This is a genomic window from Pseudomonas sp. KBN12P06040, assembly GCF_037574965.1.
Taxonomy (GTDB): Bacteria; Pseudomonadota; Gammaproteobacteria; order Pseudomonadales; family Pseudomonadaceae; genus Pseudomonas; species Pseudomonas aeruginosa.
Map to the genome: position 1 here is coordinate 4907635 of NZ_JBBELS010000001.1, position 13341 is coordinate 4920975.

Annotated in this window: 11 protein-coding genes; 7 read left to right on the forward strand and 4 right to left on the reverse strand. The window is 65.4% G+C overall.

Features of this window, described 5'->3' with window-relative positions; translation table 11 throughout:
* Positions 1-14: 14 nt before the first annotated feature.
* Positions 15-1505, reverse strand: a complete 1491-nt coding sequence (locus VQ067_RS23050) for a helicase HerA-like domain-containing protein (protein WP_003093869.1) — start codon at positions 1503-1505, stop codon at positions 15-17.
* Between the two features lie 399 nt (positions 1506-1904).
* Between VQ067_RS23050 and pctA the strand changes: the two genes are divergently transcribed.
* The 5 genes from pctA (at position 1905) to VQ067_RS23075 (ending at position 9105) form a co-directional block, all read left to right on the forward strand.
* Complete coding sequence (pctA, locus tag VQ067_RS23055; protein WP_011666750.1) at positions 1905-3794, forward strand: methyl-accepting chemotaxis protein PctA; 1890 nt, start codon at positions 1905-1907, stop codon at positions 3792-3794.
* A gap of 236 nt (positions 3795-4030) precedes the next feature.
* Entirely contained in the window at positions 4031-5920 is a 1890-nt protein-coding gene (pctB, locus tag VQ067_RS23060) for a methyl-accepting chemotaxis protein PctB (RefSeq protein WP_033991634.1), read from the forward strand.
* Between the two features lie 317 nt (positions 5921-6237).
* Positions 6238-7353 carry a glycosyltransferase family 4 protein gene (locus VQ067_RS23065; RefSeq protein ID WP_003110035.1) on the forward strand — a complete coding sequence of 372 codons (1116 nt, stop codon included), beginning with the start codon at positions 6238-6240 and terminating at the stop codon, positions 7351-7353.
* The gene (locus VQ067_RS23070; RefSeq protein WP_003093883.1) at positions 7346-8107 is read left to right on the forward strand and encodes a DUF2334 domain-containing protein; all 762 of its coding nucleotides are present in this window, start codon (positions 7346-7348) and stop codon (positions 8105-8107) included. Before VQ067_RS23065 ends, VQ067_RS23070 begins: the two co-directional genes overlap by 8 nt.
* On the forward strand, positions 8104-9105 hold the full coding sequence (locus tag VQ067_RS23075; protein ID WP_003093885.1) for a lysylphosphatidylglycerol synthase transmembrane domain-containing protein: 1002 nt from the start codon (positions 8104-8106) through the stop codon (positions 9103-9105). Before VQ067_RS23070 ends, VQ067_RS23075 begins: the two co-directional genes overlap by 4 nt.
* On the opposite strand, the gene VQ067_RS23080 is transcribed toward VQ067_RS23075, so the two are convergent.
* Both VQ067_RS23080 and purU read right to left on the reverse strand, forming a co-directional pair.
* Positions 9080-9292 (reverse strand): hypothetical protein, encoded by a 213-nt coding sequence (locus tag VQ067_RS23080; RefSeq protein WP_003101176.1) that lies wholly within the window; start codon positions 9290-9292, stop codon positions 9080-9082. The two genes, VQ067_RS23075 and VQ067_RS23080, sit on opposite strands and share 26 nt — an antisense overlap.
* Before the next feature lie 49 nt (positions 9293-9341).
* Positions 9342-10193 (reverse strand): formyltetrahydrofolate deformylase, encoded by an 852-nt coding sequence (purU, locus tag VQ067_RS23085; RefSeq protein WP_003101174.1) that lies wholly within the window; start codon positions 10191-10193, stop codon positions 9342-9344.
* 259 nt (positions 10194-10452) lie between these two features.
* Here purU and mvaT point away from each other — a divergent pair, with 259 nt between their 5' ends.
* Positions 10453-10827: a histone-like nucleoid-structuring protein MvaT gene (gene mvaT / locus VQ067_RS23090; RefSeq protein ID WP_003093888.1), complete on the forward strand. Its 375-nt coding sequence runs from the start codon at positions 10453-10455 to the stop codon at positions 10825-10827.
* 84 nt (positions 10828-10911) lie between these two features.
* Here the strand turns inward: mvaT and sbcB are convergent, their stop codons facing one another.
* Positions 10912-12354, reverse strand: a complete 1443-nt coding sequence (gene sbcB / locus VQ067_RS23095) for an exodeoxyribonuclease I (RefSeq protein ID WP_009878058.1) — start codon at positions 12352-12354, stop codon at positions 10912-10914.
* Between the two features lie 224 nt (positions 12355-12578).
* Between sbcB and VQ067_RS23100 the strand changes: the two genes are divergently transcribed.
* Positions 12579-13316: a hypothetical protein gene (locus tag VQ067_RS23100; protein ID WP_003101171.1), complete on the forward strand. Its 738-nt coding sequence runs from the start codon at positions 12579-12581 to the stop codon at positions 13314-13316.
* Positions 13317-13341 lie beyond the last annotated feature (25 nt).

A 13341-nucleotide genomic window follows, 5' to 3' on the forward strand; every position in this document is an offset into this window, starting at 1 on the left:
TCATGGCCTGGCGCTCAGCGCCGCTTCTTCCCGCCCATCAACGAGCCGAGCAGGCCACGCACCAGCTCCCGGCTCAACTGGTTGGCCGCCTGGCGCATGGCGCTCTTCACCGTCGAATTGGACAGCAGGCTGCCGAGAATCTGCCCGGCCATGCCGCCGACGCCGGACGCGCTTTCCTGCTGTGCAGGCGCCTGGCCCTGCACCTCGGGCTTGGCGTCCGCCTTGCTCGCCAGCACCTCGTAGGCCGACTCGCGATCGATCGGCTGGTCGTAGCGCCCCTTCAACGGCGACCGCTGGACCAGTTCGGCGCGTTCGCTGTCGCTCAGCGGGCCGATCCGCGAATAGGGCGGCGCCACCGCGACGCGCTGGACCATGGCCGGCGTGCCCTTTTCCTCCAGGGTGCCGACCAGCGCCTCGCCGATACCCAGTTCGGTCAGCACCCCCAGGGTGTCGAACGCCGGGTTCGGGCGGAAACCGTCGGCCACCGCGCGCAGCGATTTCTGTTCCTTGGCGGTGAAGGCGCGCAGGCCATGCTGGATACGCAGGCCGAGCTGGGCCAGGACATCGTCCGGCAGGTCGCCCGGCGACTGGGTGACGAAGTACACCCCGACGCCTTTCGAGCGGATCAGCCGGACCACCTGTTCCAGGCGGTCGCGCAAGGCTTTCGGCGTGCCGTTGAACAGCAGGTGGGCCTCGTCGAAGAACAGTGCCAGCACCGGCTTGTCGGCATCGCCGCGCTCCGGCAGTTGCTCGAACAGCTCGGCCAGCAGCCAGAGCAGGAAAGTCGCGTAGACCTTCGGCGCCTCGTGCACCAGGCGGCTGGCGTCGAGCAGGTGGATGCGCCCGCGCCCGTCCGGCTCGGGGCGGAGGATGTCTTCCAGTTGCAGGGCAGGCTCGCCGAAGAAGGCCTCGGCGCCCTGCTGCTCCAGAGTGGCCAGGCGGCGCAGCAGCGCCTGCCCGGAAGCGCCGGTGAACAGCGCCCGGTCCTCGCCGAGGATCTCCGGATTGTCCTTCAGGTGGTTGAGCAGCGCCTTCAGGTCCTTCAGGTCGAGCAGCAGCAGGCCTTCCCGGTCGGCCACCTGGAAGGCGGCGAACAGCGCGGCCTGCTGGCTATCGGTCAACTCCAGGAGGTTGGCCAGCAGCAGCGGGCCCATCTCGCTGATGGTGGTGCGCAACGGGTGGCCGGTCTTCCCGGCGATGTCCCAGAGCGTGGTCGGGTAGGCCTTCGGCTGGTAGTTCAGCCACGGCATGCTGGCAATGCGTTCGGCGACCTTGCCCTGCGGGTTGCCCGGCGCGGCAATGCCGCACAGGTCGCCCTTGATGTCGGCGGCGAATACCGCGACACCGGCATCGCTGAAGGATTCGGCGAGGTGCTGCAAGGTCACCGTCTTGCCAGTACCGGTGGCGCCGGCGATCAATCCATGACGGTTGGCCAGGCGCCAGGCCTGCCCTACCGGCTGGCCATCGGGGCCAGCGCCGATCAACAACTCATTCGCTTGCGACATCCATTCATCCTCGGGACTAAAGCTCCGGCACGCTGTGCCGACAGTATGGGAAAGCCCTTGTACAACGGGGCTTCCAGCGGAACCCGCGTACCAATATGCGCGGGTTCCCGCGAAGGGCGTCGGGCCAGCGCATCGGCCCGATCTGGCCGTCCAGCTTCAGCGAAGACCTTCGGGCCTTGCTGAGACAGGAAAAATCGCCATCGTATCCGTATCACGCATTCTTCGGAGCCACCCAGGGAACCGTGGCTTCGTGGCACAAGGCCGTGCCTGGGTCGACGGACTACCCACCCGCGCGACCCGCCCGACGCTGCAAGGCGTACGGAAAGCCCCTGCGCCCGCGGAACGGTCGCAGGGGTCTGGTCAAAGACTGGCGCTACATACTCCTGGACGCAATACAACATGATCAAAAGTCTGAAGTTCAGCCACAAGATCCTCCTCGCGGCCTCCCTCGTGGTGTTCGCCGCTTTCGCACTGTTCACCCTCTACAACGATTACCTGCAGCGCAACGCGATCCGCGAGGACCTCGAAAGCTACCTGCGGGAGATGGGTGACGTGACCTCCAGCAACATCCAGAACTGGCTCGGCGGCCGTCTGTTGCTGGTCGAGCAGACCGCCCAGACCCTGGCCCGCGACCACAGCCCGGAAGCCGTCAGCGCCCTGCTCGAACAGCCGGCCCTGACCTCGACCTTCAGCTTCACCTACCTCGGCCAGCAGGACGGCGTCTTCACCATGCGCCCGGACAGCCCGATGCCGGCCGGCTACGATCCGCGCAGCCGGCCCTGGTACAAGGACGCCGTAGCGGCCGGCGGCCTGACCCTGACCGAGCCCTACGTCGACGCCGCCACCCAGGAACTGATCATCACCGCGGCGACGCCGGTGAAGGCCGCCGGCAACACCCTCGGCGTGGTGGGCGGCGACCTCAGCCTGAAGACCCTGGTACAGATCATCAATTCGCTGGACTTCAGCGGCATGGGCTACGCCTTCCTGGTCAGCGGCGACGGCAAGATCCTGGTGCACCCGGACAAAGAGCAGGTGATGAAGACCCTGAGCGAGGTCTACCCGCAGAACACGCCGAAGATCGCCACCGGTTTCAGCGAGGCCGAATTGCACGGGCATACCCGCATCCTCGCCTTTACCCCGATCAAGGGCCTGCCTTCGGTGACCTGGTACCTGGCGCTGTCCATCGACAAGGACAAGGCCTACGCCATGCTCAGCAAGTTCCGCGTCTCGGCCATCGCCGCCGCGCTGATCTCCATCGTCGCCATCCTGGTCCTGCTCGGCCTGCTGATCCGCCTGCTGATGCAGCCGCTGCACCTGATGGGCCGTGCCATGCAGGACATCGCCCAGGGCGAGGGCGACCTGACCAAGCGCCTCGCCGTGACCAGCCGCGATGAATTCGGCGTGCTCGGCGATGCCTTCAACCAGTTCGTCGAGCGGATCCATCGCTCGATCCGGGAAGTCGCCGGGACCGCGCACAAACTGCACGACGTCTCGCAACTGGTGGTGAACGCCTCGAACTCTTCGATGGCCAACTCCGACGAGCAGTCCAACCGCACCAACAGCGTAGCCGCGGCGATCAACGAACTCGGCGCCGCCGCCCAGGAAATCGCCCGCAACGCCGCCGATGCCTCGCACCATGCGTCCGACGCCAACCACCAGGCCGAAGACGGCAAGCAGGTGGTCGAGCAGACCATCCGCGCGATGAACGAGCTTTCCGAGAAGATCAGCGCCTCCTGCGCCAACATCGAGGCCCTCAACAGCCGCACGGTGAACATCGGCCAGATCCTCGAAGTGATCAAGGGCATCTCCGAGCAGACCAACCTGCTCGCCCTCAACGCCGCCATCGAAGCCGCCCGCGCCGGCGAGGCCGGGCGCGGCTTCGCGGTGGTCGCCGACGAGGTGCGCAACCTGGCCCATCGCGCCCAGGAATCGGCGCTGCAGATCCAGAAGATGATCGAAGAGCTGCAAGTCGGCGCCCGCGAGGCGGTGGCCACCATGACCGAGAGCCAGCGCTACAGCCTGGAGAGCGTGGAGATCGCCAACCGTGCCGGCGAAAGCCTGGGCAGCGTGACCCGGCGGATCGGCGAGATCGACGGGATGAACCAGTCGGTGGCCACCGCCACCGAGGAACAGACCGCGGTGGTCGATTCGCTGAACATGGACATCACCGAGATCAACACCCTCAACCAGGAAGGCGTGGAGAACCTCCAGGCCACCCTGCGCGCCTGCGGCGAGCTGGAAACCCAGGCCGGGCGCCTGCGCCAACTGGTGGACAGCTTCAAGATCTGAGCCCTGCCTGTCCCGTAGCCGAACCGGCCGGATAACCGCGAAGCGATTATCCGGCCTATCGATGAAGAGCGCCCACGGGCGCTTTTTTCGTTCTCCAGGTCGCATTCGGTGAAACCATTCATCCATTGCGCTAAAGCTTCCGGGCTTGCCGCCGACAGACACGGCAAGCCTTGCAGTTGCGATCCAACTGGGGCTGTTCACGACAGCGCGCCCGCGCCTCCCGGATGCAAGAAACCATGATCAAAAGTCTCAAGTTCAGTCACAAGATCCTGCTCGCCGCCGCGCTGGTGGTGATCGCGACCTTCTCCCTCTTCACCCTCTACAACGACTCCCTGCAGCGCACCTCGATCCGCGAGGACCTGGAGGACTACCTGCACGAAATGGGCGAGATCACCGCCAGCAACGTGCAGAACTGGCTGAGCGGGCGCATCCTGCTGATCGAGAACCTGGCCCAGACCCTGGCCCGCGACCACAGCCCGGAGACCACCCAGGCCCTGCTGGAACAGCCGCTGCTGGGCTCGACCTTCCTCTTCACCTACCTGGGGCAGACCGACGGCACCTACACCGCGCGCCCCACCAGCGACCTGCCGGCCGACTACGACCCGCGCCGCCGCCCCTGGTACAACGCCGCCACCAGCGCCGGCCAGACCACCCTCACCGAACCCTACATGGAGCCGGCCATCCACGAGCTGGTACTGACCATCGCCAGCCCGGCGCGCCAGGACGGCCAGCCGTTCGGCGTGGTCGGCGGCGACCTCAGCCTGCAGACGGTGGTGAAGATCATCAACTCGCTGGACTTCGGCGGCATGGGCTACGCCTTCCTGGTCAGCGGCGACGGCAAGATCCTCGTCCATCCGGACAAGGACCAGGTCATGAAGAGCCTCAGCGACGTCTACCCACGCAACACGCCGAAGATCGGCAGCGGCTTCAGCGAGGCCGAGCTGCACGGCAACACCCGGATCCTCAGTTTCTCTCCGGTCAAGGGCCTGTCCGGCCTGGACTGGTACATCGGCATCTCGGTGGACAAGGACAAGGCCTATGCCATGCTCACCAAGCTGCGTACCTCGGCGATCGTCGCCGCGCTGATCGCGGTGGTCGCCATCGTCCTCCTCCTCGGCATGCTGATCCGCGTACTGATGCAACCGCTCACCGACATGGGCCGCGCCATGCAGGACATCGCCCAGGGCGAAGGCGACCTGACCAAGCGCCTGAAGGTCACCAGCAACGATGAATTCGGGGTCCTGGCCATTTCCTTCAACCGCTTCGTCGAGCGTATCCACGAATCGATCCGCGAGGTCGCCGGCACCGCCCGTCAACTGCACGACGTGGCGCAACTGGTGGTGAACGCCTCGAACTCTTCGATGGCCAACTCCGACGAGCAGTCCAACCGTACCAACAGCGTCGCCGCGGCGATCAACGAACTCGGTGCCGCCGCCCAGGAAATCGCCCGCAACGCCGCCGATGCCTCGCACCATGCGTCCGACGCCAACCACCAGGCCGAGGACGGCAAGCAGGTGGTCGAGCAGACCATCCGCGCGATGAACGAGCTTTCCGAGAAGATCAGCGCCTCCTGCGCCAACATCGAGGCCCTCAACAGCCGCACGGTGAACATCGGCCAGATCCTCGAAGTGATCAAGGGCATCTCCGAGCAGACCAACCTGCTCGCCCTCAACGCCGCCATCGAAGCCGCCCGCGCCGGCGAGGCCGGACGCGGCTTCGCGGTGGTCGCCGACGAGGTGCGCAACCTGGCCCACCGCGCCCAGGAGTCGGCCCAGCAGATCCAGAAGATGATCGAGGAACTGCAGATCGGCGCCCAGGAAGCGGTCAGCACCATGACCGAGAGTCAGCGCTACAGCCTGGAGAGCGTGGAGATCGCCAACCGTGCCGGCGAACGCCTGAGCAGTGTCACCGGACGGATCGCCGAGATCGACGGGATGAACCAGTCGGTGGCCACCGCCACCGAGGAGCAGACCGCGGTGGTCGATTCGCTGAACATGGACATCACCGAGATCAACACCCTCAACCAGGAAGGCGTGGAGAACCTCCAGGCCACCCTGCGCGCCTGCGGCGAGCTGGAAACCCAGGCCGGGCGCCTGCGCCAGCTGGTGGACAGCTTCAAGATCTGAGCACTGCCCGAGCCGTAGCCGAACCGGCGGATAATCGCGCCGCGGCTATCCGCCCTGCCCCCGGCCATTCGTAGGGTGAACAACGCCAACGGCGTTGTTCACCCTTATCCTGCCAGGATGCCTCCCGAGGCATGCCTTCCTCTCCGCCCGCTCCCTCTGCGACCTATTCCCGCGCTGGCTGCCCCGAACGCGCCGGCTCGCGCTTTCTTTCCTAGACTTGAAGCTACCCATGGCTCCCGCACACCGTTCGAACGACTGCCGGCGCCGGTGGTCCACTGAGTGGCAGAAGGAACAAGCTCAACGGAGGAAGGCCCATCGTGCACATCGCCGATATGACCATGTTCTACGCGCCTGCCAGCGGGGGGGTACGCACCTATCTCGAAGCCAAGCATCGCCATCTCTGGCACTATCCCGGCATTCGCCACAGCGTGCTGGTTCCTGGCGCCGGCTATCGCCAGGCGAACGGCATCCACGAGGTGCCGGCGCCGCCGCTGCCATTCGGCAATGGCTACCGCTTCCCTCTCCGTCGCGGCCCCTGGCGCAAGGTGCTGCGCAATCTGCAACCGGACCTGATCGAGGTCGGCGACCCCTACCTCACCGCCTGGGCGGCGCTCGACGCACGGCGTCGGCTGGACGTGCCGGTGATCGGTTTCTACCACTCCGACCTGCCGCTGCTGGTGAGCAATCGCATGGGCGCCTGGCTCGGCACCAACGCGGACAACTACGTCAGCAAGCTGTACGGCCACTTCGACCGGGTCCTGGCCCCCAGCCGGGTGATGGCGGAAAAGCTGATGCGCCTGGGCGTCGCCGACGTGCATGTACAACCGCTGGGCGTCGACCTCGTCACCTTCCATCCGAGCAACCGAGATCCGGGGCTGCGCCAGGAACTCGGCCTGGACGAGGAAACCCGCCTGCTGGTGTTCGCCGGGCGCGGTTCGCGGGAAAAGAACCTGCCGGTACTGCTCGACGCCATCCAGCGCCTCGGCGACGGCTATCACCTGTTGCTGGTGGGTTCCAACATGCCGACCCGGGTACCGCGCAACACCAGCGTGGTCGACCATTTCTGCGACAGCCGCGAAGTCGCCCGCCTGCTGGCGAGCAGCGACGCGCTGCTGCACGCCGGCGACCAGGAGACCTTCGGCCTGGTCGCACTCGAAGCGATGGCCAGCGGCATTCCGGTGGTGGCGGTGCGCGCCGGGGCACTGGCGGAAATAGTCCCGGAGCGTTGCGGCGTGCTCTGCGCGCCGAACAACGGCGACGCCATGGCCTGCGCGGTGCGCGAACTGTTCAGCCACGACGTCGAGCTGCGCGGCCAGCGCGCCCGCCGTCACGTCGAGCGCCAGCATGCCTGGGACGCGGTGGTCGCCGGCCTGCTCCTGCACTACCACGCGGTACTCGGCGACAGCGAGGCGAGGTTCCCGCGCTATGGCTGAACGCAGCCTGCTGCTGGTGTTGCACGACGTGGCCCCGGAAACCTGGCCGGACTACCGGCCCTTCGTCGAGGCCGTGGACGCGCTCGGCCAGGTCCCCATGACCTGGCTGGTAGTGCCCGATTTCCACCATCGCAACCCGTTGGAAGCCGACGAAAAGTTCTGCGAACTGCTCTCGCGGCGGGTGGCCCGGGGTGACGAACTGGCTCTCCACGGCTTCTATCACTACGATGACGCCCCACCACCGCGTACTCCAGGGCAATACTTCATGCGTCGCATCTACACCTGGGAGGGAGAGTTCTATGCCCTCGACCACGCCGAGGCCAAGGCCCGCCTGGCCGCCGGCATCGAACTGTTCCGCCGCCGCGGATGGCCGCTGCACGGTTTCGTCGCGCCGGCCTGGCTGATGAGCGCCGGCACCCGCCAGGCGCTCGGCGAGAGCGGACTGCGCTACACCAGCGACCCGTCCAACCTGTATCGGCTTCCCCACCTGCAACCGATCGAGGCCCCCGGTCTGGTCTGGAGCGCGCGCAGTGCCTGGCGTCGCGGCCTCTCCTGGGCGCTCAGCGAGCAGCGCCGGCGGGCCTGGCGCGCAGCGCCGGTGATCCGCCTCGGACTCCATCCGGTCGACATGCGCCATCGCTTTTCCCGCGAATACTGGCTGCGTACCCTGCGCACCCTGCTGTCCGAGGGGCGCCAGCCGCTGACCAAGATCGACTGGCTGGAGCGCCGCCTCGCCCTGGACCACGCGGCATGAGTCGAGGCTGGTTACTGCTGTTCGGTTTGATCGGTGCCTCGCTGATTCCGCTGGTGCTCGGCGGCAGCGACATGTTCTCGCGCTTGCGCGCCTTCCCGCTGGACAGCCTGCTGCTGATGTTCGGCATGATCGTGGTCTGCTGGTTCATCAACGGCCTGCGCCTGCGGCTGCTGCTCGCCGGGCGCGCCGGCAAGCTCGGGCAGTTGCAGAGCGTCGGCATCATCATGGCCAGCGAATTCGCTTTCTGCGCCACTCCGGGCGGCAGCGGCGGGCCGTTGACCCTGATGGCGCTGCTGGCCCGGCGCGGCCTGCGCCCGGCACAGACCAGCGCGGTGTTCGCGGTCGACCAGTTGGCCGACCTGACGTTCTTCCTCTGCGCCCTCGGCGCGATCCTGATCTATGCCCTCAGCCATTCGCTGAGCCCGAACATGGAATCGAGCCTGATCTTCAGCGCGGTATTCCTGGTCGGCCTGTTCGTCGGCGCGGTAATGCTGATCCGCTACCTGCACCAGGTGATCCGCTTCAACGGGCGGGTTCTGGCGCGGCTCGGCGTGTCATCGCGCAAGCGCCTGCACTGGGGCCGCAAGATCCTGCATTTCCGCATTGCCCTGCACGACAGCCTGCGCCTGCCGAAACGACGCCTGCTGGCGGTCTTCCTTCTCAGCAGTACGCACTGGCTACTGCGCTTCAGCGTGCTCGATCTGACCCTGCGCGGCCTGGGAGTGGATATCCAGTGGGCCTGGACCTTCCTGATCCAGATGGTCTCGCTCAGCGCCGGACAGCTCTCGCTGATCCCCGGCGGCGCCGGCGGCACCGAGCTGACCTCGGCGGCCCTGCTGGCCCCCATGATCGGCAAGTCGACGGCGGCGGCGGCCATCGTCATCTGGCGAGCGGTGACCTTCTATTTCTACCTCGTCGCCGGCGGCCCGGTGTTCGCAGTGCTCGCCGGACGCCCGCTGCTGAAGAAGCTGATCAGCAGTCGCGAGGCTTCTTCCTGAGCGTATCCTCGGCGTCAGCCTCGCCCGTCTCGCTGGCGCTCTCCTGGATACGCCGCCAGAGTTCGGCCGCGCCGGGAAACTCGGTTCCGTCCTCGTCGCCGAGGGCGTCGATGTCGTAACGGCTTGTGCAACCCTCGCCGAGGGTCGGTGGCGGGCTGGCGGTGCCCGCCGACCTGGGATCGCTCATGTTCGTTCCTCCGGGTGCCGGCCCCGGCCGGCATTCCAGGGAAGCCGACTCAGTCGAACACCACCGTCTTGTTGCCGTGTACCAGTACGCGGTCTTCCAGGTGATAGCGCAGTCCGCGCGCGAGCACCAGTTTTTCCACATCCTTGCCCAGCCGCACCATGTCTTCGACGTTGTCGCGGTGAGTGACCCGCACCACGTCCTGCTCGATGATCGGACCGGCATCCAGTTCCTCGGTCACGTAATGGCTGGTCGCGCCGATCAGCTTGACCCCGCGCTTCGACGCCTGGTGATACGGCTTGGCGCCGATGAAGGACGGCAGGAAGCTGTGGTGGATGTTGATCACCTGGTGGGCGTACTTGCGGCACAGGTCCGGCGGCAGGATCTGCATGTAGCGAGCCAGGACGATGCAGTCGGCGCCATGTTCGTCGATCAGCCGGGAAACTTCATCGAAAGCCGGCTGCTTGTCCTGCGGATCGACGGGAACGTGGAAATACGGGATACCGTGCCACTCGACCATGCTGCGCAGGTCGTCGTGGTTGGCGATCACGCAGGGAATCTCGCAGTCCAGTTCGCCGCTGTGCCAGCGGTGCAGCAGATCGGCCAGGCAATGGGACTCCTTGCTGGCCATCAGCACCACGCGCTTCTTCACCTCGGAATCGGTGATCCGCCATTCCATGGAGAATTCGCGGGCGATCGGGGCGAAAGCCTGGCGGAAGCCATCCAGGTCGAACGGCAGAGAGTCGGCACGGATCTCGTGGCGCATGAAGAACCAGCCGTTATCGTTGTCGGAATGATGGCTGGCTTCGGTGATCCAGCCATTGTAGGTGGCCAGGAAGTTACTCACCTTGGCAACGATCCCGACCCCGTCGGGACAGGCGATCACCAGCCGAAAAGTGCGCATGGGTATACTCCAGAAACATCGCGAAAGGCCGCCATTCTAGCGGCATGGCGGGAAAAGTTCAGCCTCGGCGAAGGCCTTTCGACAGGCTGTTGCGCGAGAGAATAAACCCGCACAACAGGGCAATCCCGATGCGGAATTAATTACTTTGAATTTCATCGAGAAAAGTTTTCATCGCGGTTTACTTACAGTTTCGCCCTGACTATTATTGAATCTACTTACATGCCCGCCACCGCCACTCAGCACAGACAAGGTACCTGACATGTCCCTGATCAACGAATATCGCGCCACGGAAGAAGCCATCAAGGAACTTCAGGAGCGCCTGAAGTCCCTGGAACAAGACGACAAACTGAAAAAAGAACTGGAATTCGAAGAGAAGCTGCGCACGCTGATGGGCACTTACCAGAAGTCCCTGCGTGACGTGATTTCCCTGCTCGATCCGGACGCCAAGATCGGCAAGAGCACCCGCACCGCCAAGGCGCCTGCCGGCAAGCGCGCGCGCAAGGTCAAGCAGTACAAGAACCCGCACACCGGCGAAGTCATCGAGACCAAGGGCGGCAACCACAAGACTTTGAAAGAGTGGAAAGCCAAGTGGGGCCCCGAGGCCGTCGAGAGCTGGGCCACCCTGCTCGGCTAAACCAGTCAGTTCCACGAAGAACGCCAGCCCAGTGCTGGCGTTTTTCATTTCCGCCGGATCGTACCGACTCCTCTGCCTGCGTCCTCAAGTCTCCAGCGAATAGCGTTGACGCAGTTCCGCGGCGTAATCGCGCCAGGCCGCAAGTACCGCCGGCAATGTGCCGCCCTGCTCTTGCCGACAAGCCTCCAGCGCCGCCTCGAAGGCCGGCAAAGTATTCGGTGCGCCGTATTCTTCATGGGACAAACGATTGCGGCAGAAGCTTTCCCATTGTTGGCGCTCGTCCACATTTAAAGTTTCCGGGAAATTTCGCGCACGATAGCGGAAGAACAACTCCTGCAAACGGGCATCGTCGAAGGGCCATTGTTCTTTGGCCAATTGCTCCGGTTCGGCAAGGCGCAGCTGTTCACAAAGGCGTCGATCTCGATCGCCAATAAATCCGTCATACAACTGTTGCTCGGGGTCGTCGCTGGCGGAGAAACTTTCTTCGCCATATAGCGCTGTCAGTTTGTCCGCCCAGACGGTTTGATGCTGGCGCAACAGCTCGGCTTTTCGCTGGCACTCCTCGAGTTCGATGCCGGTTCGCTGGCGATCCTCGGCGCGCAATACCGACAGCGGCGCCACCACCGGGCAACGGTTGACCTGGATCTGCTTCAGCGGCACCGGCAACTCGCCCTCGGCCAGTTCGTCGCGACGGGTATACAGGCGCCTGCGCAAGTCTTCGGCCGACAACTCCAGCAGCGGCGCGGGATCGGCGCAGAGGTCGCAGACGATCAGGGCATTGCGGTTGCGCGGGTGCCAGGCCAGCGGCAGGACCACCGAGAGGAAATGGCGCTCCGCGGAAAAGCGTCCGGAGACATGCACCAGCGGCTGCAGCAGGCGCACCTGGTCGAGCACCTTGTGCTTGCTGCGCAATTGGTAGAGGTAATCGTACAGGCGCGGCTGGCGCTGACGGATCAGGCGGGCCAGGGCAATGGTGGCGCGGACATCGGAAAGCGCGTCGTGGGCCTGGCCATGCTCCAGGCCGTTTGCCGCGGTGAGCATTTCCAGCTTCAGCGACAGCCGGCCGTCCAGCTGCGGCCACTGGATGCCCTCCGGGCGCAGGGCATAGGCGGTACGGACCATGTCGATCAGGTCCCAGCGGCTATTGCCGCCTTGCCACTCGCGGGCGTAGGGATCGAAGAAGTTGCGGTACAGGCTGTAGCGCGTCACTTCGTCGTCGAAGCGCAGGGAGTTGTAGCCGGCCACGCAGGTCGCCGGCTGCGCCAGCTGGGCGTGTACCCGGGTCATGAAGTCGGCCTCGGACAGCCCCCGCTCGGCCAGCCGCTGGGGAGTGATGCCGGTGATCAGGCAAGCCATAGGGTGAGGCAGGATATCGTCGCTGGGACGGCAATACAGGTTCATCGGCTCGCCGATCTCGTTCAGCGCCTCGTCCGTGCGGATCCCGGCGATCTGCAACGGCCGGTCGCGGCGAGGGTCGATGCCGGTGGTTTCGTAGTCGTACCAAAAAATACTCGCGTTCACGGTCATTCCCTTTCTGGCGGCACCGGGCAGTCTACCAGTGACTGCCGCGAAGCTCGCGACCCACTTCGGGGATTTCCAGGTTTTCCAACGAACTCACGGAAAGCGCCGTAGGCACAGCCCGCCAGGGCGCGTCAGTGCGCATATCTGCCATCCGAACCTTGCGTTGTCCCCTCCGCCCTCGCTAGCATTCCGCTCGCACGGATGCCCGTTTCACTGACAAGGACAGCACCATGAACGACACCAGCAATCCCTACGCCACCCCCGCCAGCGCCCTGCAACCGACCCAGGCGGTGCCGCCGGTCATCGGCGACTACGACTTCCGCATCGGCGACGTGATCAGCGAAGCCTGGGCCAAGATCAAGGGCGTCAAAGGCATCCTGATCGGCGCCTTCGTGGTCTACAGCGTGGTGATCCAGACCATCACCTTCATCCTCACCCTGCTCTTCGGCGGTATCGGCCTGATGAGCGAGGCCGATCCCATCGCCTTCGCGGTCGGCCAGATGATCGCCAGCCTGGTCGCCACGGCGGTGGGCTACCCGTTCTTCACCGGCCTGACCATGATCGGCATCCGCCGCGCCGCCGACCAGCCGGCGACCTTCAACGAAATGTTCAACTACTTCGGCATGCTGGTGCCGCTGCTGCTCACCGGCCTGCTGATGATGCTGATGGTCTACGTCGGCTTCTTCCTGCTGATCATCCCCGGCCTCTACCTGAGCGTCGCCTACATGCTCGCCCTGCCGCTGGTGGCCGAGCGCGGCCTGACGCCCTGGCAGGCCCTGGAAACCTCGCGCAAGGCCATCAGCCGCCACTGGTTCAAGGTGTTCGGCCTGCTGCTGGTGCTGAGCCTGCTGATGCTGGTGAGCATGATCCCGCTGTTCATCGGCCTGATCTGGACCGGCCCGCTGTTCGTCGTTTCCATGGGTATTCTCTACCGCACCATCTTCGGCGTTCGCCCGCTGGGCAACTGAGGTGCAGACCGGGCCGTCGCGGCGG

Coding starts and splice junctions, on each gene's coding strand:
- sbcB (WP_009878058.1), bottom strand. CDS start 12,354: ATGACCGTGAACGCGAGTATTTTTTGGTACGACTACGAAACCACCGGC.
- pctB (WP_033991634.1), top strand. CDS start 4,031: ATGATCAAAAGTCTCAAGTTCAGTCACAAGATCCTGCTCGCCGCCGCG.
- VQ067_RS23050 (WP_003093869.1), bottom strand. CDS start 1,505: ATGTCGCAAGCGAATGAGTTGTTGATCGGCGCTGGCCCCGATGGCCAG.
- purU (WP_003101174.1), bottom strand. CDS start 10,193: ATGCGCACTTTTCGGCTGGTGATCGCCTGTCCCGACGGGGTCGGGATC.
- VQ067_RS23100 (WP_003101171.1), top strand. CDS start 12,579: ATGAACGACACCAGCAATCCCTACGCCACCCCCGCCAGCGCCCTGCAA.
- pctA (WP_011666750.1), top strand. CDS start 1,905: ATGATCAAAAGTCTGAAGTTCAGCCACAAGATCCTCCTCGCGGCCTCC.
- mvaT (WP_003093888.1), top strand. CDS start 10,453: ATGTCCCTGATCAACGAATATCGCGCCACGGAAGAAGCCATCAAGGAA.
- VQ067_RS23080 (WP_003101176.1), bottom strand. CDS start 9,292: ATGAGCGATCCCAGGTCGGCGGGCACCGCCAGCCCGCCACCGACCCTC.
- VQ067_RS23075 (WP_003093885.1), top strand. CDS start 8,104: ATGAGTCGAGGCTGGTTACTGCTGTTCGGTTTGATCGGTGCCTCGCTG.
- VQ067_RS23070 (WP_003093883.1), top strand. CDS start 7,346: ATGGCTGAACGCAGCCTGCTGCTGGTGTTGCACGACGTGGCCCCGGAA.